At 68.3% G+C, this 23,967-nt stretch carries 26 protein-coding genes and 2 pseudogenes; 17 read left to right on the top strand and 11 right to left on the bottom strand.

Going from position 1 to position 23,967, the window contains the following annotated elements:
• Window positions 1-149 precede the first annotated feature (149 nt).
• Window positions 150-1,262: a histidinol-phosphate transaminase gene (gene hisC / locus SGCZBJ_RS16155; protein WP_101719014.1), complete on the top strand. Its 1,113-nt coding sequence runs from the start codon at window positions 150-152 to the stop codon at window positions 1,260-1,262.
• A 30-nt stretch (window positions 1,263-1,292) separates the two neighbouring features.
• Window positions 1,293-2,354, top strand: a complete 1,062-nt coding sequence (gene hppD, locus SGCZBJ_RS16150) for a 4-hydroxyphenylpyruvate dioxygenase (protein ID WP_101719013.1) — start codon at window positions 1,293-1,295, stop codon at window positions 2,352-2,354.
• Between the two features lie 13 nt (window positions 2,355-2,367).
• Here the strand turns inward: hppD and SGCZBJ_RS26550 are convergent.
• Window positions 2,368-2,480, bottom strand: a pseudogene (locus SGCZBJ_RS26550) (hypothetical protein); the annotation flags it as partial.
• A gap of 2 nt (window positions 2,481-2,482) precedes the next feature.
• On the opposite strand from SGCZBJ_RS26550, the gene hmgA reads away from it, so the two are divergent.
• From hmgA to SGCZBJ_RS16135, 3 genes are read left to right on the top strand one after another with little or no spacing between them, the layout of a single operon-like run.
• The gene (gene hmgA / locus SGCZBJ_RS16145; RefSeq protein WP_101719012.1) at window positions 2,483-3,760 is read left to right on the top strand and encodes a homogentisate 1,2-dioxygenase; all 1,278 of its coding nucleotides are present in this window, start codon (window positions 2,483-2,485) and stop codon (window positions 3,758-3,760) included.
• 25 nt (window positions 3,761-3,785) lie between these two features.
• The gene (locus tag SGCZBJ_RS16140; RefSeq protein ID WP_101719011.1) at window positions 3,786-4,790 is read left to right on the top strand and encodes a fumarylacetoacetate hydrolase family protein; all 1,005 of its coding nucleotides are present in this window, start codon (window positions 3,786-3,788) and stop codon (window positions 4,788-4,790) included.
• The gene (locus SGCZBJ_RS16135; protein WP_101719010.1) at window positions 4,787-5,161 is read left to right on the top strand and encodes a Rieske (2Fe-2S) protein; all 375 of its coding nucleotides are present in this window, start codon (window positions 4,787-4,789) and stop codon (window positions 5,159-5,161) included. The genes SGCZBJ_RS16140 and SGCZBJ_RS16135 overlap by 4 nt, the downstream gene beginning before the upstream one ends.
• A 158-nt stretch (window positions 5,162-5,319) precedes the next feature.
• Here SGCZBJ_RS16135 and SGCZBJ_RS16130 read toward each other — a convergent pair whose 3' ends face one another.
• Window positions 5,320-5,682, bottom strand: coding sequence for a c-type cytochrome (locus tag SGCZBJ_RS16130; protein ID WP_101719009.1), 363 nt, complete (start codon window positions 5,680-5,682; stop codon window positions 5,320-5,322).
• Between the two features lie 130 nt (window positions 5,683-5,812).
• On the opposite strand from SGCZBJ_RS16130, the gene SGCZBJ_RS16125 reads away from it, so the two are divergent.
• Window positions 5,813-6,379, top strand: coding sequence for a GNAT family N-acetyltransferase (locus tag SGCZBJ_RS16125; protein WP_101719008.1), 567 nt, complete (start codon window positions 5,813-5,815; stop codon window positions 6,377-6,379).
• Between the two features lie 21 nt (window positions 6,380-6,400).
• Here SGCZBJ_RS16125 and SGCZBJ_RS16120 read toward each other — a convergent pair whose 3' ends face one another.
• The 3 genes from SGCZBJ_RS16120 to SGCZBJ_RS16110 all read right to left on the bottom strand — a co-directional run bounded on the left by SGCZBJ_RS16120 (window position 6,401) and on the right by SGCZBJ_RS16110 (window position 9,511).
• Window positions 6,401-7,990, bottom strand: a complete 1,590-nt coding sequence (locus SGCZBJ_RS16120; protein WP_133149275.1) for a PI-PLC domain-containing protein — start codon at window positions 7,988-7,990, stop codon at window positions 6,401-6,403.
• Window positions 7,991-8,027: 37 nt separating this feature from the next.
• Window positions 8,028-8,849 (bottom strand): flagellin, encoded by an 822-nt coding sequence (locus SGCZBJ_RS16115; RefSeq protein ID WP_101719006.1) that lies wholly within the window; start codon window positions 8,847-8,849, stop codon window positions 8,028-8,030.
• A 317-nt stretch (window positions 8,850-9,166) separates the two neighbouring features.
• Entirely contained in the window at window positions 9,167-9,511 is a 345-nt protein-coding gene (locus SGCZBJ_RS16110) for a hypothetical protein (protein WP_101719005.1), read from the bottom strand.
• A gap of 74 nt (window positions 9,512-9,585) precedes the next feature.
• Here SGCZBJ_RS16110 and SGCZBJ_RS16105 point away from each other — a divergent pair, with 74 nt between their 5' ends.
• Window positions 9,586-10,569, top strand: coding sequence for a helix-turn-helix transcriptional regulator (locus SGCZBJ_RS16105; RefSeq protein WP_101719004.1), 984 nt, complete (start codon window positions 9,586-9,588; stop codon window positions 10,567-10,569).
• Here the strand turns inward: SGCZBJ_RS16105 and SGCZBJ_RS16100 are convergent.
• Window positions 10,566-11,585 (bottom strand): DNA topoisomerase IB, encoded by a 1,020-nt coding sequence (locus SGCZBJ_RS16100; protein WP_240621538.1) that lies wholly within the window; start codon window positions 11,583-11,585, stop codon window positions 10,566-10,568. The two genes, SGCZBJ_RS16105 and SGCZBJ_RS16100, sit on opposite strands and share 4 nt — an antisense overlap.
• Window positions 11,586-11,681: 96 nt before the next feature.
• Between SGCZBJ_RS16100 and rlmJ the strand changes: the two genes are divergently transcribed.
• From rlmJ to phaH, 3 genes are all read left to right on the top strand, one after another.
• Window positions 11,682-12,506, top strand: a complete 825-nt coding sequence (gene rlmJ, locus SGCZBJ_RS16095) for a 23S rRNA (adenine(2030)-N(6))-methyltransferase RlmJ (RefSeq protein ID WP_101719003.1) — start codon at window positions 11,682-11,684, stop codon at window positions 12,504-12,506.
• Between the two features lie 4 nt (window positions 12,507-12,510).
• On the top strand, window positions 12,511-13,791 hold the full coding sequence (chrA, locus tag SGCZBJ_RS16090) for a chromate efflux transporter (protein WP_101719002.1): 1,281 nt from the start codon (window positions 12,511-12,513) through the stop codon (window positions 13,789-13,791).
• A gap of 84 nt (window positions 13,792-13,875) precedes the next feature.
• Entirely contained in the window at window positions 13,876-14,565 is a 690-nt protein-coding gene (phaH, locus tag SGCZBJ_RS16085) for a phasin PhaH (RefSeq protein WP_101719001.1), read from the top strand.
• A gap of 9 nt (window positions 14,566-14,574) precedes the next feature.
• Here the strand turns inward: phaH and SGCZBJ_RS16080 are convergent, their stop codons facing one another.
• Window positions 14,575-15,036: a PaaI family thioesterase gene (locus SGCZBJ_RS16080; RefSeq protein WP_101711268.1), complete on the bottom strand. Its 462-nt coding sequence runs from the start codon at window positions 15,034-15,036 to the stop codon at window positions 14,575-14,577.
• Window positions 15,037-15,148: 112 nt separating this feature from the next.
• Between SGCZBJ_RS16080 and SGCZBJ_RS16075 the strand changes: the two genes are divergently transcribed.
• The 6 genes from SGCZBJ_RS16075 to SGCZBJ_RS16050 all read left to right on the top strand — a co-directional run bounded on the left by SGCZBJ_RS16075 (window position 15,149) and on the right by SGCZBJ_RS16050 (window position 20,240).
• Window positions 15,149-15,463, top strand: a complete 315-nt coding sequence (locus SGCZBJ_RS16075) for a DUF3253 domain-containing protein (RefSeq protein WP_101719000.1) — start codon at window positions 15,149-15,151, stop codon at window positions 15,461-15,463.
• Between the two features lie 90 nt (window positions 15,464-15,553).
• Entirely contained in the window at window positions 15,554-16,210 is a 657-nt protein-coding gene (locus SGCZBJ_RS16070; protein WP_101718999.1) for a glutathione S-transferase family protein, read from the top strand.
• 60 nt (window positions 16,211-16,270) lie between these two features.
• Window positions 16,271-17,380 (top strand): phage tail sheath family protein, encoded by a 1,110-nt coding sequence (locus SGCZBJ_RS16065; protein WP_101718998.1) that lies wholly within the window; start codon window positions 16,271-16,273, stop codon window positions 17,378-17,380.
• A gap of 39 nt (window positions 17,381-17,419) precedes the next feature.
• Window positions 17,420-18,004: a uracil-DNA glycosylase family protein gene (locus SGCZBJ_RS16060; protein WP_101718997.1), complete on the top strand. Its 585-nt coding sequence runs from the start codon at window positions 17,420-17,422 to the stop codon at window positions 18,002-18,004.
• Window positions 18,001-19,035 (top strand): alpha/beta hydrolase, encoded by a 1,035-nt coding sequence (locus SGCZBJ_RS16055; RefSeq protein ID WP_101718996.1) that lies wholly within the window; start codon window positions 18,001-18,003, stop codon window positions 19,033-19,035. Before SGCZBJ_RS16060 ends, SGCZBJ_RS16055 begins: the two co-directional genes overlap by 4 nt.
• 143 nt (window positions 19,036-19,178) lie before the next feature.
• The gene (locus SGCZBJ_RS16050; RefSeq protein WP_101718995.1) at window positions 19,179-20,240 is read left to right on the top strand and encodes a Leu/Phe/Val dehydrogenase; all 1,062 of its coding nucleotides are present in this window, start codon (window positions 19,179-19,181) and stop codon (window positions 20,238-20,240) included.
• Window positions 20,241-20,380: 140 nt separating this feature from the next.
• Here the strand turns inward: SGCZBJ_RS16050 and SGCZBJ_RS16045 are convergent, their stop codons facing one another.
• On the bottom strand, window positions 20,381-21,832 hold the full coding sequence (locus SGCZBJ_RS16045; protein WP_240621537.1) for an MFS transporter: 1,452 nt from the start codon (window positions 21,830-21,832) through the stop codon (window positions 20,381-20,383).
• 128 nt (window positions 21,833-21,960) lie between these two features.
• Here SGCZBJ_RS16045 and SGCZBJ_RS16040 point away from each other — a divergent pair, with 128 nt between their 5' ends.
• Window positions 21,961-23,139, top strand: coding sequence for a vWA domain-containing protein (locus tag SGCZBJ_RS16040; protein WP_101718994.1), 1,179 nt, complete (start codon window positions 21,961-21,963; stop codon window positions 23,137-23,139).
• On the opposite strand, the pseudogene SGCZBJ_RS26545 reads toward SGCZBJ_RS16040, so the two are convergent.
• From SGCZBJ_RS26545 to SGCZBJ_RS16030, 3 genes and pseudogenes are all read right to left on the bottom strand, one after another.
• Window positions 23,131-23,269: pseudogene (locus SGCZBJ_RS26545) on the bottom strand (hypothetical protein); the annotation flags it as partial. The gene SGCZBJ_RS16040 and the pseudogene SGCZBJ_RS26545 sit on opposite strands and share 9 nt — an antisense overlap.
• Before the next feature lie 11 nt (window positions 23,270-23,280).
• A complete protein-coding gene (locus SGCZBJ_RS16035) occupies window positions 23,281-23,664 on the bottom strand; it encodes a MerR family transcriptional regulator (RefSeq protein WP_101718993.1) in 384 nt (127 codons plus the stop codon).
• Window positions 23,665-23,765: 101 nt separating this feature from the next.
• A partial coding sequence (locus tag SGCZBJ_RS16030) for an acyl-CoA carboxylase biotin carboxyl carrier protein subunit (protein WP_133149274.1) occupies window positions 23,766-23,967 on the bottom strand: 202 nt, incomplete at its 5' end.

The following is a 23,967-nucleotide window of genomic DNA, read 5'->3' as shown; positions in this document are numbered from 1 at the left end:
GTTTCCTAACGGCGGGCCGTCTGTCGGATTGGCGGGATTTGGGTCATAAAATGACCCGTAGAGCGTTAAGGTCGGTCATCATCGCCACAACGCGTCTCTGCACCCGACCTATCCTGACGTCCGTATCCCCGACTCCCGGAGCGGCCGTCATGCTGGTTCTCGATCGCAAGCCTCAAGCCGCCGCGCCGATGCGCGCCGCCCTCGACGGCGTCGTGGCGTACAAGGCCGGCATGACCCTAGCCGAGGCCGGTCGCCGCACGGGCCTGTCGGACTTCGCCAAGCTGGCCAGCAACGAGAACCTGCTGGGCGCCAGCCCCAGGGTCGCCGACGCGGTGATGGCCGCCGTGGCCGAGCCGCAGATCTATCCCGACCCCTATTGCGAGACCCTGCGCGCCGCCATCGGCCAGCGCCTGGGCGTGCCCGCGGGCCGTCTGGTGGTGTCGCCGGGCTCCGAAGCCCTGATCGACTACGTGTTCCGCGCCGTGCTGGCGCCGGGCGATACGATCCTGCTCTCCTCGCCGACCTTCCCGGCCTACGACATCTTCGCCCGCTGCGCCGAGGCGGCGATCGTCGATGTGCCGCGCCTGGCCAATTTCGACCTCGACGTCCCCGCCGTGGCCGCCGCGGCGGCCAAGGGGCCCAAGCTGCTGATCCTCTGCACCCCCAACAACCCGACCGGCAACGCCCTGTCGAAGGAAGCCGTCGAGATGGTGCTGGCCGCGACCCCGAAGACCACCCTGGTGTTCGTCGACGAGGCCTATCGCGAATACTACGAGGCCTACGACATGCTGGCCGTGCTGGAGGCCTGGGGCGGCCCGTGGATCGCCGCGCGCACTTTCTCCAAGGCCTATGGCCTGGCCGGCATGCGGGTGGGCTACGGCATCGCCTCCTCGGAAGAGCTGATCGCCTATCTCGACCGCCTGCGCCCGCCGTTCAACGTCACCGCCGTCAGCCAGGCCGCCGCCCTGGCCGCCTGGGAGGACCGCGAGCACCTGGCCTCGACCGTCGCCCTGACCCTGTCCGAGCGCGCCCGCGTCGAGGCGGCGCTGGACGAGATGGGCGTCGAATACACCCGCTCGGAAGCCAATTTCGTCTTCCTGCGCACGCCGGCTGGCCCCGAAGCCACCGCCATGCGTTTGTTGCACGAAGGGCTCATCGTGCGCCCGACGCCCGTGAAGGGCGGCTGGGTGCGCATCACCATCGGCCGACCGGCCGACAACGACCGCCTGATCGCCGGCCTGCCGGCCGCGCTGGTTCCGTAAGAGAACATCACGAGCCTTAGGGAGGCCCGCATGCCCGTCACGTCCGACAACCCCCTCGGCCTGAATGGCTTCGAGTTCGTCGAATTCACCAGCCCTGATCCGGCGGCGATGAAGGCGATCATCGAGCAACTGGGCTTCGTGCCCGCCAGCACCCATCCGACCAAGGCCGTGACCCGCTACAAGCAGGGCCGCATCAACCTGCTGGTCAACGAAGAAGCCGCCGGCCAGGTCGCCGACTTCCGCGCCGCCCATGGCCCGTCGGCCAACGGCATGGCCTTCCGCGTCGACAACGCAGACCAGGCTTTCGAAGAGGCGCTGGCGCGCGGGGCGACGGCCGCTGACGCCTCGCGCTCGGTGCTGGGCGCGGACGCAAAGGTGCTGGAAGGCATCGGCGGCAGCTTGCTCTATCTCGTCGAAGGCGAGGGCAGCATCTACGACGCCTGGACCGCCGTTCCCGGCGCGGCCGAGGCCGAAGCCGCCAATTCGGTGGGCCTCGATTTGCTCGACCACCTGACCCACAACGTCAAGCGCGGCCAGATGCGCACCTGGTCGACCTTCTACAACCAGGTCTTTGGCTTCGAGGAGCAGAAGTACTTCGACATCAAGGGCCAAGCCACGGGCCTGTTCAGCCAGGCGATGATCGCGCCCGACAAGGCCATCCGCATCCCGCTGAACGAAAGCCAGGACGACAAGAGCCAGATCGAGGAGTTCATTCGCCAGTACAACGGCGAGGGGATCCAGCACCTGGCCCTGACGACGGAGAATATCTACGACACCGTCGAGCGCCTGCGCGCCCGTGGCGTCAAACTTCAGGACACCATCGAGACCTATTACGAGCTGGTCGACAAGCGCGTGCCCGGCCACGGCGAGGACCTGGAGCGCCTGCGTAAGAACCGCATCCTCATCGACGGCAATGTCGGCGACGAGGGCCTGCTGCTGCAGATCTTCACCGAGAACCTGTTCGGTCCGATCTTCTTCGAGATCATCCAGCGCAAGGGCAACGAGGGCTTCGGCAACGGCAACTTCCAGGCCCTGTTCGAGAGCATCGAGCTGGACCAGATCCGCCGCGGCGTGATCACCGTCGACGCCTGAGGGCCCACACCTCTCCTTCGACAAGCTCAGGATGAGGTGTTTACTGCGAGACCTGCATTCGTCCTCACCCTGAGCCTGTCGAAGGGCGAGGACGATCGCTCCGCGCTGAACGATCCAAGGACCCAACCATGGACCTCCGCTACCAGACCGGCTTCGGCGCCCACTTCGCCACCGAGGCCGTGACCGGCGCCTTGCCGGTGGGACAGAACTCGCCGCAGCACGTGCCGTTCGGCCTCTATGCCGAGCAACTGTCGGGTACGGCCTTCACCGCGCCCCGGCACGAGAATCGCAGGAGCTGGCTTTACCGCCTGCGGCCCAGCGCCGGGCACGGGCCTTACGTGCTGTATGAGCAACCGCGCCTGAGCAGCGTTTTCGACGGGCCGGTCACGCCCAACCGCCTGCGCTGGAGCCCGATCGAAATTCCCGCAGAGCCGACCGACTTCGTCGACGGCCTGATGACGCTGGCCGGCAATGGCGACGTGGCGGCACAGGCCGGCATGGGCGTGCACCTGTATCTGGCCAACGCCTCGATGAAGGATCGGGTGTTCTACGACGCCGATGGCGAGCTCCTGATCGTGCCGCAGCAGGGCGTGCTGACCCTGGTGACCGAGATGGGCCGCCTGAAGGCTGGTCCCGGCCACATCGCGGTGATCCCGCGCGGCGTGCGCTTCCGCGTCGAAGTCGACGGGCCCTCGCGCGGCTATGTCTGCGAGAACTACGGGGCGGCCTTGCGCCTGCCGGAACTGGGGCCAATCGGCTCCAACGGCCTGGCCAATCCGCGCGATTTCGAGACCCCCGTCGCGGCCTTCGAGGATGTCGATGCGCCGACGCAGGTAATCCAGAAGTTCCAGGGCAAGCTGTGGAGCGCGCAGTGGGATCACAGCCCGCTGGACGTGGTGGCCTGGCACGGCAACCTCGCGCCGTACCGCTATGACCTGGCGCGGTTCAACACCATCAACACGGTCAGCTACGACCATCCCGATCCGTCGATCTTCACGGTGCTGACCTCGCCCAGCGACACGCCGGGGACGGCGAACGTGGACTTCGTGATCTTCCCGCCACGCTGGATGGTGGCCGAGCACACTTTCCGTCCGCCCTGGTTCCACCGCAATGTGATGAGCGAGTTCATGGGGCTGGTGCACGGCGCCTACGACGCCAAGGAGGGCGGCTTCGCCCCCGGCGGCGCGTCCTTGCACAACTGCATGAGCGATCACGGGCCGGACGTGGCCAGCCATCGCAAGGCCACTGAGGCCGAGCTTGGCCCGCACAAGATCGACAACACCCTGGCCTTCATGTTCGAGAGCCGCTGGGTGATCGCCCCTACGAAGTTCGCGCTGGAGCATCGCGCGCTTCAGGCCGACTATGATGCGTGCTGGGACGGGTTCCCCAAGGCCCGCCTGCCGTAACCAGAACAAGAAGAGGAAGCGCCGAATGAAGCTCGCGTCTCTGAAGGGCGGCCGCGACGGCCGGCTGGTCGTGGTGTCGAACGACGTGGCCTGGTGCACCGACGCCGGGACGATCGCGCCGACACTGCAGGCCGCGCTCGACGACTGGGAGCGCTGTGAGCCCTTGCTGCGCGGGCTGGCCGAGAGCCTCGAGCACGGCGGCGTGCCCAAGGAGCGCTTTCACGAGCATGATGCGCTGAGCCCGCTGCCGCGCGCCTATCAGTGGGTGGACGGCAGCGCCTACGTCAATCACGTGCAGCTGGTGCGCAAGGCGCGCGGCGCCGAGATGCCCGACAGTTTCTGGACCGATCCCTTGATGTACCAGGGCGCGTCGGACGGTTTCCTGGCTCCCCGCGACACCATTCCCCTGGCCGACGCGGCCTGGGGCTGCGACCTGGAGGGCGAGGTGGCGGTGATCGTCGGCGACGTGCCGCTGGGCGCCAGCCGCGAGGAGGCCCTGGAGGCCATCCGTCTGGTCATGCTGTGCAACGACGTCTCCCTGCGCAACCTGATCCCGGGCGAATTGGCCAAGGGCTTCGGCTTCGTGCAGTCCAAGCCGGCCAGCGCCTTTTCGCCGGTGGCGGTGTCGCCCGAGGCCCTAGCGGGCTGGAAAGACGGCAAGTTGCACGGCGCGCTGCTGATCGAACTCAACGGCAAGGACTTCGGCCGCGCTGACGCCGGGGTCGACATGACCTTCGACTTCGGGACCCTGGTGGCCCACGCGGCCAAGACCCGGGCCTTGTCGGCCGGCACCATCGTCGGCTCGGGCACGGTTTCGAACCGCGACGCCGACGGCGGTCCGGGCAAGCCGATCGCGCAGGGCGGGCTGGGCTACTCGTGCCTGGCCGAGGTGCGCACCGTCGAGACCATCCTGCACGGCGCGCCCCAGACGCCGTTCCTGCTGGGCGACGACACGGTCCGCATCGAGATGAAGGACGCCAAGGGCCACACCATCTTCGGCGCCATCGAGCAGACGGTCGAGCGGGTTTGACGGACGAGGTCGCAGCGGTTGGACGCGTCTGGTCGACGCGGGCCGGGATCAATCTCGGCCCGCTTGACCTGATCGCCGACGGTGCGGCGCGCAACTACGTGCTGCAGATCGGCGAGAACCGCTTCCACGGCTTCGTGGTGCGGCGGGGCGAGGCGGTGTTCGGCTATGTCGACCGCTGCCCGCACGCGGGCCTGCCGCTGGCGCAGCAGCTGGACCAGTACCTGACGCCGGACGGCGGCATGATCGCCTGCTCGTGGCATGGGGCGGTGTTCGCCGTGGAAGACGGCGCCTGCCTGGGCGGGCCGTGCGCGGGCGGGCGGCTGACGCTCTGGCCGGTGATCGTCGAGGACGGCAAGGTCCGGACGGCCTGATCGCGGGCAAAAGAAAAGCCGCCCTCCAGGAGAAGAAGGCGGCCCAGTGAATTGGGAGGAAACGCCCAGGAAGGGCAGGACCTGTATAGCGGCTTCCGTCGCTCGTGACAACGTTGTCATCACTTCTTCCCGAAAAAAGTTCTCGGGCGGCCGCGCGGCTATTTACGCCGACGCGCGGCGGCGACCTCGGCTGGGGTGACGGCCTTGCCCTTGTTGCCCCACGCGGTGCGCACATAGGTTAGCAGGTCGGCGAGGTCGGCGTCGGAAAGGTCGTCCCTGAAGCCGGGCATCTCGTTCTTGCCGTTCAGCACGATGCTCAGCAGGGGCTTGGCGTCGCCCTGGACCAGGGGCGCGCCGGCCAGGGTCGGATAGGCGCCCTTGACGCCCTTGCCGCTCACCTGGTGGCAGGCGGCGCAGTTGTCGGCGTAGAGCGTCTGGCCAGGCGGCGCGGCCAGGGCCGAGGCGGCCGGCAGGAAGGCCCCGGCCAGGACCAGGGCGGTGAAAGCGGTGTTGCGAAACATCAGGTCTTCTCGGCGACTCGACGGCGTCGGCTCCGTCGAGAGCAGGTTAGCCGAGGCCGCCCGCCAGGAGATAGCGCTCGCGGGGGAAGGACGGTCTTGCGCCCATGCGCCAGGGGGCTATGTCGGTCACATGAGCGATCTGACCCTGCGTCTGGCCAAGCCGGAAGACATCCCCGTCCTGACGGCGTTGATGAACGCGGCGATCGCCGAGCTGCTGACGCCGTTCCTGCCGCCGGAGGGCGTGGAGGCCTCGTTCGAGGTCATGGGCCTGGACAGCCAGTTGATCGCCGACGGCACCTATTTCGTGGTCGAGGATTTTTCGAACGAAGACGGGGGCGAGATCGCCGGCTGCGGCGGCTGGAGCCGGCGCGCCACCCTGTTCGGCGGCGATCATTCGGCCGGCCGCGACGCAGCCATGCTGGACCCGGCGCGCGACGCCGCCCGGGTGCGGGCGATGTACACCCACCCCGACCACGTGCGCAAAGGCGTGGGCCGGATGATCCTGGCGGCCTGCGAGCAGGCGGCGGCCGGCGAGGGCTTCACCCGCGCCGAGATGGCCGCGACCATGGGCGGCGTGCCGCTGTACGAGGCCTGCGGCTACACGCTGATCGAGCCTTTCACCGCGCCGACCTCCAAGGGCTATGACGTGCCGCTGGCGCGGATGGGCAAGACGCTGGGACCGGCCCCGGCGCGCTAGGCGCCGGAGCCGGCCGCTCGCTTACCGGACGAAGAGCTTCTGGTTGCTGGCGATCATCAGGTCGAGCAGGCCTTCGGGGTCGCTGACGAAATCCAGAGGCAGGGTTCCATAGCGACCGACGCCAGCCTGCACGATGTACTGGAAGATCCGGGCGTTGATGTTCTTGAACCCCGTCGCATAGCCGCGCGGGGTCTCGGGGCCGGCCAGGCTCAGGAAGTTGATGAACCAGGTGCCGCTATATTCCGTCCGGGCGACGTCGGAATACTGTTGAACATAGGCGGTCTTGGCGTCCTGGGTCTGTTTCTCGTAGTTGTCCTGGATCGCGTAGGCCTGAAGATAAGGATCGCTGGGCTTGTAGTGGTCGAGCTGGTAGTTGACGCCGGTTTCGCCCTTCAGCTTGAGTTCCGCGAAGGTGTCGGAGTTCTGGGGCCAGGGGTAACGGTTCGTGCCGCCCTTGTCGGTGAACCGTATCATCTGGATGCCGCTTAGCGGCGCGTATATCGGGTTGCCGCCGCTCTGGAGCGGGTAGCGGCGCAGAAGGACGATCTTGCCTCTCAGCTCTTTCAGGGGAAGCTGGATCTGGCCGGCTTCCAGGCGCCGGAGGCCGGCGCCGGGCGTCTGGAAGGTGTCGCTCAGCGACCGCTCCAGAAGCCCGATCAGGTTGTCGTGAAAGTTCTCGAGAGGATTGTCGTCGACCTCCGAATTGACGCAGAGCACGATCGTTTCTTCCGGACCGCGATCACGCAGGAACTCGGCCATTGGCGCGGCGCAGTCCTTTTCGAAGAACTTCCCGGTGCGCGACAGTCCGTGGCAGATCTGGAGCGGGTAGTAGGGCGTCAGGCGGATGTCGAAGTAGCGGACGCCCGCGTCCAGTTGCTCGGCGATGGTCAGGTCCTGGCAGCGGCTCAGGTCGATGATGTCGGCGGCGGTGCCCGCGTCATGGGCCCCCGGCAGGGTGAGGTCGCGGAGCATCGTTTCGTCCGGCAGCCTGGACATCCAGGTCTTGGCGTCGATGCGCGGGATGATGGCAATGGCCAGGTGGCGGTCGTTCTCGTCCTCTCCGGTGCCGTATTCCACCTCGAGCACCCGGAAGTCGCCTGCGGCCGAGCCGAATGTCGGCAGGTAGCCCTTACGTTCACCGGCGTCTAAGAACTTCTTGGTCTGCTCGCCGACCCCTTTGATCGGCGCCCAGCCGTCGCCGATCGTGCCGACCTGTCCGTAGCCGATCGCGAAGTTCAGTCGAAACTCCGCCGTCTTGGTGTCGTCGGCGATGTGCAGCGGAAGGAGTTCGGTGGAGCTGAACGGGGCGACGCGGGCGCCCTGAAACTGCATGGGCGTGCGATCGTAGGGCGGTTCCCAGTTATGGCGCTCCATCAGGCTGAGGCTGAGATCGGCGTCATACGGCGTCATGTTGAAGATCTGGAGGCTACAGAACTGGGTCATCGGCTTTCCATCGTCGGCGCTGTGGCGGTCGACGCAATGTCGACTTCCCGACGTGAATGCCGCGTGCGCCTTCTGGCCGCAGTGCGCAAAAATACACTTATTGAGGGTTTTTCGGGCGAGCGGTGCTCGAGCCCGTCGCGCCTCGGCGCGAAGAGTGGGGCGGGCCAAGGCGGCCCGCCCCGGTAGTCTTGATCGTCGGGTCCGCTTAGCGGAACAGGCTCAGGATCGAGCTCGACGACTGGTTGGCGATCGAGAGCGCCTGGATGCCCAGCTGCTGCTTGGTTTGCAGGGCTTGGAGCTTGGCGCTTTCCTTGGCCAAGTCGGCGTCGATCAGGTTGCCCACGCCGGCGTCGAGGCTGTCTTGCAGCTTGCCGACGAAGTTCAGGTGGGTGTCCAGGCCCGTCGAGCTGGTGCCCAGCGAGGCCAGCTTGTTGGTCGCCGTTTGCAGGGCCGTGTCGATGGTGGTGATCATCGTCTTGGCCGCGGCGGCGGTCGTGAAGGTGGTCGTGGTGCTCAGACCGATGCCGGCCAGCGACAGGGTCTTGGAGTTCACGGTGATGCCCGAGCCGTCCGAGTTGGCCAGGTAGGTCAGCTTGGTGGTCTTGCCGTCGATGATGCTGGCGCCGTTGAACTTGGCGTTCGAGACGGCCTTGGTGATCTGGTCGCGCAGCGAGTTGAAGTCAGCCTTCAGCGCGTTGAACGACGCGGTGTTCAGCGAGGTGTCGGAAGCGGCCAGGGCCTTTTCCTTCATCTTGCCGAGCAGGTCGGTCACCGTGTCGCCGGCGGCCAGGGCGACGTCGATGGTGGACTGACCGCGTTGCAGCGAGTCCTTCACGGCGTTGATCGAGGACGAGGTGGCCGACTGGTTCTTGGCGGTGGCCCAGATGGCGCCGTTGTCCTTGGCGGAGCCGATCTTCTTGCCGGTGTTGATCCGCTGTTGGGTGACACCGAGCTCGCTGTTGGTCGAGTTCAGGTTCTGCAGGGCGATCATCGCCCCCGAGTTCGTGTTGATGCTGTTCAGCGCCATTACGAAGACTCCTTCTTGAGGTGTCCGACGTCATTTTGACGGTCGGAGGGCTTTTTGCCCCACTGCAATGTTTCGCAATCTTCTTGACATTGAGTGAAAATGTCGCGGTTACCGCTGCGTTTACTGTAATCGGTTGTTAACCGAGATTGATGCAGCCCGTCCGGCTGAATCGAGCTGGGCGGCGGTGTGTCGCCCTTGGATTCCCGGCTGTTCGCCTAGTCTCTGGAACCCTTGCCGGAAACGATGAAAGCCGGACTGACGGCCCGGCTTTCACATTCGAAGATTCAATTTATCCTGGGCGCGCGGCGCCGGAATGGTCACGCGCAGAGACGGGCCGGTTCGGGTTCGTGGTCTTCGGCGTCGAAGAGGTCGAAGGCCTCTTCCCAGGCCGCCAGGCGGGTTTCGCGCAGGGCCGCGTCGTCGATCACCCGCACCAGCTGGTCCTCGCGGTCGTTCCACACCAGCCCGACATCGGTGGCCCGCTCGGCGTCGCCGCCCAGGAGCAGGATCACGTCTGCCTTGGTCGCGCGCTCGGGGCTCAGGCGCATCAGGGTGCGGCCGCCACCCATGTCGCGGTGGATGTCGGCGAAGGCCAGCACGGCCGAGATCATCGCGGCGCTGACCGGACGAACGTGCCAGGGCTGGCAGGCGAGGCGGCTCATGTCGGTTTCTCCGAACGATTGCGATGCTCCCTTTTCCACGTGCGTTGCGTCAAAAACGGTCGTAATGATCCGGAATGAGACATGAGAAGGCGACGAAGCTGCTCGACCTGGCCCGCCGGCTGGCCAGTTCCTCCGAGGGGCTGACTTTGGACGAGATGGCCGAGGCGATGGAGGTGGGACGGCGGACCGCCGAGCGCATGCGCGACGCGGTGTGGTCGGCCTTCCCGCAGATGGAAGCGATCGAGGATCCGCCCACCCGTCGTTTCCGCATTCCGTCAGGCCTGGACAGCCTGTTCCAGACCCCGACCGCCGAGGAGCTGGCGGCGCTGCGCACGGCGGCCGACTCCAACGCCGCCGCAGGCGCCGAAGCGCGGGCCTCCGCCCTCTATGCGCTGGAAGGCAAGCTGCTGTCGGCGCTGAAAGGCTCGGCCCGTCGGCGTGTGGCCCCCGATGTCGAGGCGCTGGTCCAGGCCGAGACCATCGCAGTCCACGCCGGTCCGCGCCCGTTCGAGGACCAGGGCGTGCTGGCCGAGATCCGCTCGGCGGTGAAGGGGCTGACGGCGCTGTCGTTCCGCTATGAGGGCGGCAGCCAGCCGGGGCGCACGCGCACGGTGACGCCGCTGGGCATTCTGTTCGGGCGCAGCAATTATCTGGTGTCGCTGGAGGGGCAGAGCCCGCGCCCGCGCACTTTCCGCCTGGACCGAATGAGCGAGGTGGCGGCGCTGGACAAGCCGGCGTCGCCGCCGGCCGATTTCTCGTTGCAGGCCTTCGCCGACGAGAGCTTCGGCATCTATCACGGCGAGATCGAGGACGTGGTCCTGCGCATCAGGGCCGAACGGGCCGAGGACGCCCTGCGCTGGCGTTTCCATTCGAACCAGGTCGTGACGCAAGGGCCGGACGGGGTGGTCACCGTGGCTTTCCGGGCCAGCGGCATGCTGGAACTGGCCTGGCACCTGTTCACCTGGGGCGACGCGTTGGAGATCGTCTCGCCCGAGAGCCTGAAGCACAGGATGATCGAGGAACTGGAAAAGGCGCTGGCGGCGCATCGGCGGAGCTAGGCGGCCACTAGCCTCAGCAGGGCCAGTTCCCGCGCCCTTGCCGACCTCGCTCGACGTCTGGTCAGGGCGCTGGCCTCGAAGGCCTCGAGCACGCGGGGATGGATGTAGGCGGCGCGGCAGACGGCGGGCGTGTTGCCCAGCAGGCCGGCCACCGCCTTGATGCAGAGGTTCAGCGCCTTCTTCGCCTCGGTCTTCGTCGCTGGGGCGGGCTGCTGGCTCAACGCCTCGAGGGCCGCCAGCGAGCCGTACCAGGTGCGGAAGTCCTTGGCCGAGAAGTCCTCGCCGGCGACGGCGCGGATGTAGTCGTTGACGTCATGGCTCTCGATCGTGCGACGCTGGCCGTCCTCGCCGAGATACTGGAACAGGCGCTGGCCGCGCAGGTCCTGGCAGGCGCGCACGATGCGCGCCAGGCGTTGGTCGCGAAACCCTGTCCGATGGACCTTGCCGCTCTTGCCCCTGAACTCGAACACCGCCCCGCCGCCGGCCAGCTTCAGGTGGCGCTTCTGCATGGTGGTGAGGCCAAAGCTCTTGTTGGTCCTGGCGTATTCGTCGTTGCCGACCCGGATCAGGGTCAGTTCCAAGAGGCGCACCACGGCGGCCAGCACCTTCTCGCGCGGCAGGCCGCGACGGGAGAGGTCGGCCTCGACGCGCTTGCGAAGGCGGGGCAGGGCGCGGCCGAAGGCGGCCATGCGTTCGTACTTGCGCGCGTCGCGGTCGGCCCGCCAGTCGGGGTGATAACGATACTGCTTGCGGCCCTTCTGGTCGCGGCCGACCGCCTGGATATGGCCGTTGGGATCTGGGCAGATCCACACGCTCGTCCACGCCGGCGGGATGGCCAGGGCGCGGATCCGCTCCAGCGTCGCGGCGTCCTTGATCGGCCGGCCATCGGCGTCGGCATAGGCGAACCGGCCGGGCTTGCCGAGACGGGTCAGGCCCTGTTCCTGGTCGTTGACATAGGCCAGCAGGACTTTTTCGGCGGCCTGGGCCTCGTTGGTGTCGCGGGCCACGGCGCTCACCGCGCGCCGAAGGCGGAAAAATGCCGGGTCATGCGTTCGCTCCCAACCCAATCCCGGCCAACGTGGTAGAGGGTTCGTCCGTTCCAGGGAGCTTCGATGAACTACCGCCACGCCTTTCACGCCGGCAACTTCGCCGACCTGCAGAAGCACGCGATCCTGCTGGCCCTGCTCGAGGCCCTGACTGTCGACGAGTCGCCGCTGGCGGTGATCGACACCCATGCGGGCGCCGGCGCCTATGACCTGCGCGGCGACATGGCCCAGAAATCCAAGGAAGCGGCCGCCGGCATCGGCCGGCTGCTGGCCGAGGGCGATGCGCCCGCGCCGTTCGGGCCGCTGCTGAAGGCGGTGGAGGAACTGAACGTCGGCGCGGCCGACGCGCCGCTCTATCCCGGCTCGCCGCTGCTGATCGCCCGCGCCCTGCGGCGCAGTGACCGCTACACCGCCTGCGAACTGCGCGACGACGACTTCGACCAGCTGCGCAAGGTGCTTGGGCCCTACGCCTTCACCCAGGCCCTGAAGGCCGACGGCTACGCCACGGCCGAGGCGCGCGCCGGACGCGGCGGGCGCACCTTCGTGCTGATCGATCCACCGTTCGAGCGTCCCGACGACTACGCCCAGTGCGTGGCCACGGTGCGGGCGGTGCGCAAGGTCGATCCGGACGCGGTTCTGGCGATCTGGACGCCGCTGAAGGACCTGGAAACCTTCGACGCCTTCATCCGCGCGCTAGAAAACGTCACCGATGACGCGCTAGTGGCCGAGCTTCGCCTGCGGCCCCTGCGAGACCCGATGAAGATGAACGGCAGCGCCATGGTGCTGGTCGGCGCCCCGGCCTCGATCGAGCCGAAGGTCAGCGAGATAACCACCTTCCTGGCCGAGCGCCTGGGCGAGCCCGGCGCGGCGGCCCGCGTCTGGCGCGCCTGATCACGTGAGCGGCGCGCCCAGCTTCAGGCAGGCCTGCGCCGTATGGCTGAAGGTCGGCTGCCTGGGCTTTGGCGGACCGGCCGGGCAGATCGCCCTTCTGCATCGGGAAGTGGTCGAACGGCGCGGGTGGGTCGACGAGGACCGCTTCGCCCATGCCTTGAGCTTCTGCATGTTGTTGCCGGGACCCGAGGCCCAGCAACTGGCCACCTGGCTGGGCTGGCGGCTGCACGGCGTGCGCGGCGGCCTGGCGGCGGGGCTGCTGTTCGTGCTGCCGGGCCTCTTGGCCATGCTGGGCCTGTCGGCGCTGTATGTCGTCCACGGCCAGGCGCGCTGGGCCGCGCCGGTGCTGCTGGGGCTGAAGGCGGCCGTGGTGGCGCTGGTGTTGCAGGCCCTGCTGCGCATGGCGGGACGCGCGGCGCGTGGACGGGCCGGCGCCGTCGCGGCGATCCTCGCCTTCCTGGCCCTGACCTGCACCATCGCGCCGTTTCCACTGGTGATCCTGGTCGCCGGCCTGGGCGGCTGGCTGTGGGGCGCGCGAGGCGGGCCGATCGCGGCCGATGTCGAGGCCCCGCCGTTGAACGGCGCGGGGAGGGCGGCGCTGGTCTGCCTGGCCGTCTGGCTGGGTCCCGTGGCCCTGGCCTTCCTGCTCGCGCCGGGCTCGGCCCTGGCCCAGATCGGCGCGGCCTTCAGCGGCCTGGCGGTGGTCAGCTTCGGCGGCGCCTACGCCGCCTTGGCCTATGTGGGCCAGGTGTCGGGCGAGCTTGGCTGGCTGACGCCGGGCCAGATGCTGGACGGCCTGGGCCTGGCCGAGACCACGCCGGGGCCGCTGGTGCTGGTGTTCGTCTTCGTCGGCTTCGTCGCCGCCTGGCGCGACGCCGATCCGGCCCTGGCCTGGCCTATGGCCGTGCTGGGCGGACTCATGGCGGCCTGGGCGACCTTCGCGCCGTCGTTCCTGTGGATCTTCGCCGGCGGGCCATTCGTCGAGCGCCTGCGCGGCCACGCTCGGGCGGCGGCGGCGCTGTCGTGGGTCGGCGCGGCGGTGGTCGGGGTGATCGCGAGCCTGGCCTTGTGGTTCGCCGTTCACTTGCTGTTTCGGACCGGGAACGAGGCGGCCTGGGGGCCGTTTCGGGCGACGTTGCCCGACCTCGTCAGCCTCGATCCTACGGCCCTAGGCTTGGTGGCGCTCGCCTGCGGCCTGACCTTCGCCATGCGGCTGCCGATCCTGGCCCTGGTTGCGGTCATGACCTTGGCGGGCGCGGCCTGCTCGATGCTTCTGGGAGGCTGACGCAAGGGTAGCATTTTTGCGCTTGCGAAACGGCGTTCCATGCTATGCTGCGCCGCACAATCTCGATCGACGGAGTGAACGGCCATGGTTTCCTCGTCCTTCCCGCCCTCGTCTTCCGAAAATTCCCAGACCCCTTCGACAAACGTGCTGCTGGGCGCGGCATCGCCCCTGTGGGCGGTGTTCGGCGGCGCGGCCGCGGCAGGGGCCGCCTGGTGGTGGTGGTCCAACCGCTGGCGCGAGGCGGTGAACCTCGAAGCCCTGATCGCCATCGCGCCCGAGCCGGTGTCGCGCGGCGTTGTCGACGAGCCCGCGCCGGCTCTTGTCGAAGCGCCGGTGAAGGCGATTGAGGCCGTCGTGGCCGAGGCCGAGCCGGTGATCGAGACCGTGACTAAGGCGACCGCCGAGGTTGTCGAGGCCGCCGCCGAAGTTCCGCCGGCCATCGTCGAAGCTTCTGCCGAGGTGGTCGAAGCCGTCGTCGAGACCAATCCCGAGCCCGTCGTCGAGGCCGTCGCCGCGCCGGTCGAGACCGTCGAGAAGGCCGCAGCCCCGCTGGTCGAGACCGCCAAGGCCGCGGCCGACGACCTGACCCTGTTGGTCGGCATCGGTCCCAAGCTCGCCGCCTCGCTGGCCGACCTCGGCGTCACCCGCTTCAGCCAGATCGCCGCCTGGAGCGCTGACGAGCTCGACAGCTTCGACAAGCTCCTGAGCCTCAAGGGCCGCGCCGAGCGCGACGCCTGGGTGGCCCAGGCCAAGCGGCTGGCGGACGGGGCGTAACGCCCCGCTCTAGGCCGGACCGCCCATCGTCCAGATCTTCTTGATCACGCCGGAAAAGGTCAGCATCGGCTGGCCGCCGGTGGACAGCAGGCCGCGCACGAAGATCATCGAGCCGCCGGCGCGGACCACCTCGCCGGTCGCCTCCACCAGGTCTCCGGCCTTGGCCGGGCCCACGAAGTCGCCGTTCAGCGAGACGGTGACGGCCTTGGCGTTGTCGAGCTCGCGCCAGGCGATGGCGAACAGCGAGAAGTCGGCGAAGGTCAGCATGCAGCCGCCATGCATGAAGCCGCCGCCGTTCATGTGGCGCGGCTCGGCGCGGAAGGCGCAGCGCACCTTGCCGTCGTCCTCGCGGAAGTAGAACGGCCCGGTCTGGTCCTCGAACGGATCGAGCCCGGCCCAGGTGCGCCAGCCGGCCCACTCGCCGTCCTCGATCAGCCTTGGCCCGCTGACGATCTCGTTGCCGCCGTCCATGCCCTGCGCTCCCGTACTTTCTCGTTGTTATTGCGGTTCAGCTAAGCCTCCGCGGCGCGTCGAGGCAAGCCGCCCGCTTACGTCGAAGCCCGAACCGTGGCATGGCTTTCCCATGACCACCCCGATCCAAGACACCATCCTCTCGCAACTGGCCGGCCTGCCCGCCGGCAAGTCCATCGACCCGATGTCGGTGGCCAAGGCGATCCAGCCCGAGCGCTGGCAGCGCCTGCTGGGCCATATCCGCACCGACGCCGTCGAATTGGCCAAGGAAGGCAAGATCGTCATCCTGCGCCACAACAAGCCGGCCAATCCCGAGAAGTTCCGGGGCGTCTATCGCCTGCGCCTGCCGATGGAAGGCGATCCGACCAGCTTCCCGGACGACGTGGAAGATGGGGCTGACGACGTGGCCGACGCCGCCGAGGATTGATCGCATCAAGACCCGTCGAAAGGTGGGTCTTGAAAAGAAACCTGTTCGGTGAACTATGAGCCTCCCAAATATGTCAGGGGAGGTTCGCTCATGATCGTCTTCGGTTCGTCCCTGTCGCCCTATGTGCGCAAGACCCTGGCCTTCGGCGCCGAGAAGGGGCTGAAGCTGGAGAACCGGGTGTCGCCGCCCGGAGCCCTCGACCCCGAATTCGCCGAGTGCAGTCCGTTCCGGAAGATCCCGGGCTTCCAGGACGGCGATTTCCGCATCTCGGACTCCACGGCGATCATCACCTATCTGGAAGCCCTGCATCCTGAGCCGAACCTGATCCCGGCGGAGCCGCGCGCCCGCGCCCGGGCGGTCTGGTACGAGGAATATGCCGACACCATCCTGGTGGCGGCGGGCGGCAAGATCTTCTTCAACCGCATCGTCGCGCCGCGCTTCATGCGCCGGCCCGGCGACGAGGCCGTGGCCGCCAAGGCCGAGGCCGAGGACCTGCCGCCGGCCCTCGACTATCTGGAGCGCATCGTGCCGGACGCCGGCGGCTTCCTGCTCGAGGACCGCCTGACCCTGGCCGACATCGCCGTGGCCAGCCCGTTCGCCAACCTGCGCCACCTCAAGCTCGACCTGTCGCGCTGGCCGCGCACCAAGACCTTTACCGACGCCATCCTGGCCCGGCCGGCCTATGCCGCCCTGATCGCCGGCGAGGAAGCGTTGCTGGCGGCCTTTGCGCCGCCCGAGGCCGCCTGAAGCCTTGCCAAGTCCGGCTTGGCTATCGGAGGTTGCGACGTCGAGTATGGAGTAGCTTCGATGTCGCAACTGAAGACCCCGGGCGTGTACGTCCAGGAGATCGCCCCGGTGCAGCCGATCTTGGGCCTGCCCACGGCGGTGACGGCCTTCGTCGGTCGGACCGGCCATGGTCCGGCGGGCGTCGCCGCGCCCGTCGATCGCCAGGCGGCCTTCGAAGCCGCCTATGGCCCGGCTGATCGGGCCTATCCCCTGACCCTGGCCGTGGCCGACTTCTTCGCGAACGGCGGCGAGGCCGCGGTGATCGTTCGCCTGCCAGGGGACGCCACCACCCAGGCCGCCCTGGACAGCGCCCTGGCCGTACTGAAGAAGACGCCGTTCAACATCCTCTACCTGTCGCCCGACCAGATCGAGGGCGATGTCCCGGTCTTCGCCCGCGAGACCGCCGCGGCCTTCGTGCTCGAGCGCGAAGCGATGATGATCCTCGAGGCCCCGGCCGTCTGGGCGACCGCCAAGATCGACGAGATGACGGTCGACGCGCTCGGCTACTTCTCCGAACCGCAGCAGTCGCGCACGGCCTGCTATGTCTCGCGCCTGCTCGACGAGGGCGGCCCGCGTCCCTCCGGCGGAGCTGTCGCCGGCATCTGGGCGCGCACCGACCGCAAGGACGGCGTCTGGACCGCGCCGGCCGGCATCCGCGCCGACTTCGCCAGCGGCGTTCCGCAGCGCTTCCTGACCGACGGCGACAACGCGGCGCTGTCGGCGCGAGGGCTCAATGCGCTCCGAAGCTTCCCGGGCCATGACGCCGTCATCTGGGGCGTGCGGACCCTCTCGTGGGGCAGCGACACGTTCCGCTACGTGCCCGCGCGGCGACTGGTCGATCATATCGAGGACAGCGTCGAGGCAGGCCTCGCCTGGGCGGCGATCGAAGCCCCGTCGCCGGCGCTGTTCGTGACGGTGCAGGCGCAGGTGTCGGCTTTCCTGACCGACATCTGGAAGGCCGGCGGCCTGATCGGCGCCAAGGCTGCGGAGTCGTTCTATGTCGTCTGCGACATGAGCAACAACGGGCCCTACATGGGGCAAGGCAAGCTGCGGGTCGACATGGGCCTGGCCGTGCAGCACACGGCCGAGTTCGTCCCGGTGTCGGTCCTCGTCGAGGTCGCTGCGACCTGACCCCTTGGCGCGCGGCCGGCGGCGTCTTAACTGCCGGCCATGTCGCTCGACGCCCTGCTTTCCGAGATCCGCGCCTGCCGGGCCTGTGTCGGCGAGATCCCCGAGCCGCGTCCGGTGGTGCGGGTGGGCGAGGGGACGCGCCTCTTGATCTGCGGCCAGGCGCCGGGACGGCTGGTGCACGAGACCGGCCTGCCGTTCAACGATCCCTCGGGCAACCGCCTGCGCCAGTGGATGGGCGTCGATCGCGACACCTTCTACGACCGGCCCGAGATCGGCGTGGCGGCCATGGCCTTCTGCTTTCCGGGGACCAATCCCAAGGGCGGAGACTATCCACCTCCGCCCCGCTGCGCCGCCTTGTGGCGCAAGGATCTTTTGGACCAACTGCCGAATGTCGAGCTGACGCTGCTAGTCGGCGGCTACGCCCAGGCCTGGGCGCTGGGCGATGCGATGAAGCCCTCCATGACCGAGACCGTGGCCGCCTGGAGCGAATACGCCGCCCAAGGCGTTCTGCCCCTGCCGCACCCCTCGTGGCGCAACACCGCCTGGCTCAAGCGCAATCCATGGTTCGAGGACGAGGTCACGCCCTATCTTCGCCGCCGTGTCGCGGGCATTCTGGGGACATGAACCGCCGGAGCCTCCTCCTCACCGTCGGGGCTTCGGGCCTCGCCGCCGCCTGCGCCCCCATCACCCAGCGCCCCGCCCTCGCGCCGCTCGGCCTGCGCGGCGCGCGGCTGCAGGACGACTGGATGGTCGCCTTCGACGGCGCCAAGCTGGGCCTCAAGCGCTGGCTGCCGCAGGACGGGCAGGTCACCCATGTGGTGGTCGGCCTGCACGGCATGAACGACTACTCCAACGCCTATCATCTGGCCGCCGACTGGTGGGCGGGGCAGGGCATCGCCACCTATGCGCTGGACCTGCGCGGCTTTGGCCGCTCGCCGCGTCGTGGCGTCTGGGCTTCGACCGACCTGATGATCGAGGACGTCCGCACCCTGGTTTCGCTGGCGCGCGAGGCGCATCCCGGGGCCAAGGTCTCGCTGGCCGGAGTCAGCATGGGCGGTGGTCTCGCCATCGCCGCCATGGCCACCGACAATCCGCCGGCCGCCGACAGTCTCCTCCTTTTCGCCCCGGCCGTCTGGGGCTGGTCGGCCCAGCCTCTGCCCTACAAGACCAGCCTGTGGATCAGCGCCCACACCGCCCGCAGCTGGGTGGTCAAGCCGCCCGAATGGCTGGTGCAGAAGGTGCTGCCGACCGACAACATGGAAGAGCTGCGGCGCATGGGCCGCGACCCGCTGATGATCTGGGGCGCGCGGTCTGACACCCTCTATGGCCTTGTCGGCCTGATGGAGCGGGCCTGGGCGTCGCTGGGCAAGGTGCGGGTCCCGGTCGCCTACTTCTACGGCGCGCGTGACGAGATCATCCCCGAGGAGCCGACGAAGCAGGCCGCCCGCCGCCTGAAGCCCGACGATCGTTCGGCCTTCTACGCCAACGGCTACCACCTGCTGCTGGTCGACAAGCAGGCTGAAGTCGTCTGGCGCGACGCGGCCGCGTTCCTGAAGGACCCGCAGGCCGACCTGCCGTCGGGCGCGCCGCCGATCCCGGGTGCGCCGACCGCGCCGAATGTCGTCAAAGTTCAGGGTGTTCCGGCCGGACGCTAGTCGAACGTCTGGTATATTGCAGTGCGATATGAACGATCATCGGCTGATGTGACAAAAGGCCGATAAAGTGATCCTTGCGGCGGCGCTCGGGGCGGCGTACACCCCGGCGCACTGTTTTCCAGGCTGAGGCGAGGCCCACGGCAATGACCTTGTTCGATCTGCCCGATTTCGAAGGGCATGAAGGCGTCCACTCGTTCTACGACGAAAAGACGGGCCTCAAGTCGATCATCGCCATCCACTCCACCGCCCGCGGCCCGGCCGCCGGCGGCTGCCGCATGTGGGACTACGCCAGCAGCGAGGCGGCCCTGACCGACGCCCTGCGCCTGTCGCGCGGCATGTCGTACAAGAACGCCATGGCCGACCTCGACTTCGGCGGCGGCAAGGCCGTGATTATCGGCGACAGCCGCCGGCAAAAGACGCCGGAACTGTTCGAGGCCTTCGGCCGCGCGGTCGACAGCCTGGGCGGTTCGTACTGGACGGCCGAGGACGTCGGCGTCTCGCCGGCCGACCTGGAAAGCACCCGCAAGACCACCCGATACGTCGCCGGCCTGGAAGGCCACGCGGCCGCCTCGGGCGATCCCTCGCCGGTCACCGCCGAGGGCGTGTTCCGCGGCGTGCGCCTGTGCGTCGAGCGCGCCCTGGGCCGCGACCTGACGGGCGTGAAGGTCGCCATCCAGGGCGTCGGCCATGTCGGCGCCTATCTGGCAGAAAAGCTTCACGCCGCCGGCGCCCAGCTGATCATCGCCGACGTCAACCAGGTGGCCCTGAACGAAGTGGCCGCCAAGACGGGCGCGCAGATCGTACCGACCGACGCCATCTTCGACGTCGAAGCCGATGTCTTTGCCCCCTGCGCCCTGGGCGGCGCGATCTCGGCTGCGACCCTGCCGCGCCTGAAGGTCAAGGTCATCGCCGGCGGCGCCAACAACCAACTGGCCGACGCCATGATCGGCCAGACCGTGTTCGATCGCGGCATCCTCTACGCCCCGGACTACGTCATCAACGGCGGCGGCATCATCAACGTAGCCGCCGAGATCCGCGCCCTGGAAGCGGGCGGCAGCTTTGATCCGGAGTGGGTGGCGACCAAGCTCGACCGCCTGGCCCTGACCCTGGGCGAGGTGCTCGACCAGTCGCTGGCCGAAAAGCGCCCGGCCAACCTGGTCGCCGACGAGATCGCCCGGGCCCGGATCGCGGCGGCGCGTTCCTGATCGTCACGGAACCTCCCCCTGTGGGGGAGGTGATCGCGAAGCGATCGGTGGGGGGAGTTGTTGCTGCGTCAGCCAACACGGCAGCAGCTGAGAATGGCCCTCCACCGGCCTTCGGCCGCCTCCCCCACGGGGGAGGTTCTCTATCTTCCGCTCAAACTGGCCCCCGCGTCCTTGTCGAGCCGCAGGTAGACCGGCAGGGCCAGCAGCGTGACCACGCCGATGGCCACGAACGGCCAGACGAAGCTCTGCGGCGTCAGGGCGTGGTCGCCCGCGCCGCGCGTCAGGTGCAGCATCAGGCCGCCGAAGCTGACCCCCAGGGCCAAGCCCACCTGCTGGCTGACCGCCGCCAGGGTCGAGGCGGCCGCCACGCGCGGCTGGGGCACGTCGGCATAGGCAATGGTGTTGGCGGCGATGAACTGGCTCGACCGTGCAAAGCCGCCGACCAGCAGCAGGGCGATCATCAGCCACATCGGCGTGGAGGCCGTAAAGAAGCCCGGCACGGCGGTCATCAGGGCGGTTGCGGCCACGAACACCGCCAGCGCCGTGCGGAAGCCGTAGCGCTTGAGCAGGGCGCCTGCGAAGGGGCGGGCGACCAGCACGCCCAGGCCCGTGGCGATGGTCACGCCGCTGGCCTTCAGCGGGCTCCAGCCCAAGGCGACCTGCAGCAGCAACGGCATCAGGAACGGGCTGGCGCCGATGCCTAAGCGAACGAAGGTTCCGCCTACCAGGCTGGCCCGGAAGGTCGGATAGCGCAGCAAGGTCAGGTCCAGGATCGGCTTGGCCTGGGCTCGGCAGTGCTTCAGGTACAGCCAGCCCGCGCCCAGCGACACGGCCAGCAGCAGCGCCTGCACCAGCGGCGGCAGCAGGGAAAGGCCCGCTGTCTCGGCCAGGCCGATCAGGCCCGACAGGGCGATGGCGCTCATCACGAAGCCCTGTGTGTCGAAGCGCCCGGCCTCAGGGTCTGGCGCGCCCTTGGGCACGAAGCGGCGCACGGCGATCGCCCCGATCACGCCGATCGGCAGGTTCAGGTAGAAGATCCACGGCCAGTCGGCCACCGACAGTACGAAGCCGGCGATCGGCGGGCCGATCAGCGGTCCGACCATGGCCGGCATGGTGAACCAGCCCATGGCGCTGATCAGCTTGTCCTTGGGCGTCGAGCCCACGACGATCAACCGCGCCACCGGCGTCATCATCGCCCCGCCTATGCCTTGCACGATGCGGGCGGCGACCAGCTGGCCGAGGTTCTGCGACAGGCCGCACAGCGCCGAGCCGGCCAGGAAGACCAGCATGGCGATCAGGAACACTCGCCGCGCGCCATAGCGCTGGGCCGCCCAGCCGCTGGCCGGGGTGAAGACCGCCAGGGCCAGGATGTAGGAGGTCAGGGCCAGCTTCAGGTGGATGGGGTCGGCCGAGAAGGCCTGGGCGAGGCGCGGCAGGGCGGTCGACAGGGCCGTGGAGTCGATGAACTCCATCAGGAGCGCGCTGGCGACGGCCAGCGAGACGAGGCGGGTAGTCCAGGGCGAGATCGGCGCCTCTCCCGTCTCGGTTTCGGAGAGGGGCGGCTGGCGGGGATCTGAAGCAAGGTCGGACACGGACGAGGGGGTTACGCCCCTCCTGGCCAGGCTTCAACCACATGCCGTTCACGAGCGCGGGAGCGGCCGCCGTTGCGTCGGAGGGCGGAAGGCTTCATCTTGCCAAACAGACGTTCGAGATCCCTGCAATGTTCCTTCGTTTCTTCTCCGAGCTGCGCCAGGCCAAGGTGCCGGTGTCCCTGCGCGAGTACCTCCTCTTGATGGAGGCGCTGGACAAGGGCGTGATCGATCGCTCGATCGACGACTTCTACTTCCTGTCGCGCGCCAGCCTGGTGAAGGACGAGAAGAATCTCGACAAGTTCGACCGCGTGTTCGGCCACGTCTTCAAGGGGCTGGAGACGGTGGGCGAGGGGGTCACGGCCGACATCCCGGAAGAGTGGCTGAAAGCCCTGACTGAGAAGTTCCTCACCGACGAGGAGAAGGCCCAGATCGAGGCCCTGGGCGGCTTCGAGAAGCTGATGGAGACCCTGCGCGAGCGCCTGGCCGAGCAGAAGGAGCGCCACCAGGGCGGCAACAAGTGGATCGGCTCGGGCGGCACCAGTCCCTTCGGCAACAACGGCTACAACCCCGAAGGCGTGCGCATCGGCCAGGACAAGGGTCGCCACGGCCGGGCCGTGAAGGTCTGGGACAAGCGCGAGTACAAGAACCTCGACGACAGCGTCGAACTGGGCACGCGCAACATCAAGGTGGCGCTGCGCCGCCTGCGCAAGTTCGCCCGCACGGGCGCGGCCGAGGAACTGGACCTGAACGGCACGATCCGCGGCACGGCCGAGAAGGGCTATCTCGACATCCAGCTGCGCCCCGAGCGCCGCAACGCCATCAAGGTGCTGATCTTCTTCGACATCGGCGGCTCGATGGACGGCCATATCAAGCTCTGCGAGGAGCTGTTCTCGGCGGCCAAGACCGAATTCAAGAACCTGGAGTTCTACTACTTCCACAACTGCCTCTACGAAGGCGTGTGGAAGGACAACAAGCGCCGGCACACCGAGAAGGTCCCCACCTGGGATGTGCTTCACAAGTTCCCGGCCGACTACAAGGTGATCTTCGTCGGCGACGCCACGATGAGCCCCTACGAGATCACCTATCCGGGCGGCAGCGTCGAGCACTGGAACGAAGAGCCCGGCGCGATCTGGATGAGCCGGGTCACCGACATCTACCAGAGCTGCGTCTGGCTTAATCCCACGCCCGAGCGCCACTGGGACTACACCCAGTCGATCGGGGTCATGAAGCAACTGATGAACGACCGCATGTTCCCCCTGACCATCGACGGGCTGGACAAGGCGATGCGGGAACTGGTGCGGGGGTAGATTGAAGATCCTCCCCCTGTGGGGGAGGTGTCGGCGAAGCCGACGGAGGGGGGAGTGGTTGCTGACTTTTCGGCGCCTCGGTCGCTGAAAACGTCCCCCCACCGGCCTTCGGCCGCCTCCCCCAGAGGGGGAGGAGTTTGGCTAAAGCCCCGACAGATACCCCGCGATCGCGCTCCGCCGCGCGTCCAGCGCCTCCAGCTGCGCCCGCAGCCGCGCCTTCAGCCGATCAGGGCAGGCGCCGTCCGGGCCCAGCAGGTCGACGATCTCCGAGATCGGCAGACCCAGCGCCTTGAGATCGGCGATGGCCGCCAGCCGGGCCCGCGCCGACTGGCCCAGGGTGCGGACGTTCTTGGGGCCGCGCCCGCAGGCGATCAGCCCCATCTCCTCGTAGTGACGAATGGCCCGCAAGGTGAGGCCCAGCTGTTCGGCCACCACGCCGATCGGCAGCTCGGAGGAGCGCAGCGAAAAACGCGGGGCGGCCGTGGCGGCGCTGGTCTTCGATGGGGCGGTGTGGACGGCTTGCATCTGAACTCCCTTGCGAATGGTCGTCTGGGCCCGGCGGCGGCGTTCGGCCAGCGCAAGCGCCGCCTTTGTCCGTGGACCGGGGATGGCGAGGTCGGGAAGGCTCACTGGAACTCCACGAGCACCTGGTCGGCGGCCACCGGATCTCCGGCCTTGGCGTTGACGGCCTTGACGACGGCGTCGCGCTCGGCGCGCAGGATGTTCTGCATCTTCATGGCCTCGAGGACGCAGACGACCTCGCCCTCGCGGACCTGGCGGCCGACCTCGACGTCCATGGAGACGACCAGGCCCGGCATCGGCGAGAGG

The organism is Caulobacter zeae, assembly GCF_002858925.1.
Classification (GTDB): domain Bacteria; phylum Pseudomonadota; class Alphaproteobacteria; order Caulobacterales; family Caulobacteraceae; genus Caulobacter; species Caulobacter zeae.
Note: the sequence above shows the minus strand (reverse complement) of the source record. Positions and strands in the feature narration are given on the sequence as shown.

What these genes read in the sequence shown, in the direction of transcription:
- SGCZBJ_RS16065 (WP_101718998.1), top strand. Translation starts at nt 16,271, where the DNA reads ATGTCGCAACTGAAGACCCCGGGCGTGTACGTCCAGGAGATCGCCCCG.
- SGCZBJ_RS16080 (WP_101711268.1), bottom strand. Translation starts at nt 15,036, where the DNA reads ATGGACGGCGGCAACGAGATCGTCAGCGGGCCAAGGCTGATCGAGGAC.
- SGCZBJ_RS16115 (WP_101719006.1), bottom strand. Translation starts at nt 8,849, where the DNA reads ATGGCGCTGAACAGCATCAACACGAACTCGGGGGCGATGATCGCCCTG.
- SGCZBJ_RS16070 (WP_101718999.1), top strand. Translation starts at nt 15,554, where the DNA reads ATGATCGTCTTCGGTTCGTCCCTGTCGCCCTATGTGCGCAAGACCCTG.
- SGCZBJ_RS16105 (WP_101719004.1), top strand. Translation starts at nt 9,586, where the DNA reads ATGAGACATGAGAAGGCGACGAAGCTGCTCGACCTGGCCCGCCGGCTG.
- SGCZBJ_RS16060 (WP_101718997.1), top strand. Translation starts at nt 17,420, where the DNA reads ATGTCGCTCGACGCCCTGCTTTCCGAGATCCGCGCCTGCCGGGCCTGT.
- hppD (WP_101719013.1), top strand. Translation starts at nt 1,293, where the DNA reads ATGCCCGTCACGTCCGACAACCCCCTCGGCCTGAATGGCTTCGAGTTC.
- SGCZBJ_RS16125 (WP_101719008.1), top strand. Translation starts at nt 5,813, where the DNA reads ATGAGCGATCTGACCCTGCGTCTGGCCAAGCCGGAAGACATCCCCGTC.
- hisC (WP_101719014.1), top strand. Translation starts at nt 150, where the DNA reads ATGCTGGTTCTCGATCGCAAGCCTCAAGCCGCCGCGCCGATGCGCGCC.
- SGCZBJ_RS16050 (WP_101718995.1), top strand. Translation starts at nt 19,179, where the DNA reads ATGACCTTGTTCGATCTGCCCGATTTCGAAGGGCATGAAGGCGTCCAC.
- SGCZBJ_RS16110 (WP_101719005.1), bottom strand. Translation starts at nt 9,511, where the DNA reads ATGAGCCGCCTCGCCTGCCAGCCCTGGCACGTTCGTCCGGTCAGCGCC.
- SGCZBJ_RS16040 (WP_101718994.1), top strand. Translation starts at nt 21,961, where the DNA reads ATGTTCCTTCGTTTCTTCTCCGAGCTGCGCCAGGCCAAGGTGCCGGTG.
- rlmJ (WP_101719003.1), top strand. Translation starts at nt 11,682, where the DNA reads ATGAACTACCGCCACGCCTTTCACGCCGGCAACTTCGCCGACCTGCAG.
- SGCZBJ_RS16140 (WP_101719011.1), top strand. Translation starts at nt 3,786, where the DNA reads ATGAAGCTCGCGTCTCTGAAGGGCGGCCGCGACGGCCGGCTGGTCGTG.
- hmgA (WP_101719012.1), top strand. Translation starts at nt 2,483, where the DNA reads ATGGACCTCCGCTACCAGACCGGCTTCGGCGCCCACTTCGCCACCGAG.
- SGCZBJ_RS16130 (WP_101719009.1), bottom strand. Translation starts at nt 5,682, where the DNA reads ATGTTTCGCAACACCGCTTTCACCGCCCTGGTCCTGGCCGGGGCCTTC.
- SGCZBJ_RS16055 (WP_101718996.1), top strand. Translation starts at nt 18,001, where the DNA reads ATGAACCGCCGGAGCCTCCTCCTCACCGTCGGGGCTTCGGGCCTCGCC.
- phaH (WP_101719001.1), top strand. Translation starts at nt 13,876, where the DNA reads ATGGTTTCCTCGTCCTTCCCGCCCTCGTCTTCCGAAAATTCCCAGACC.
- SGCZBJ_RS16075 (WP_101719000.1), top strand. Translation starts at nt 15,149, where the DNA reads ATGACCACCCCGATCCAAGACACCATCCTCTCGCAACTGGCCGGCCTG.
- SGCZBJ_RS16035 (WP_101718993.1), bottom strand. Translation starts at nt 23,664, where the DNA reads ATGCAAGCCGTCCACACCGCCCCATCGAAGACCAGCGCCGCCACGGCC.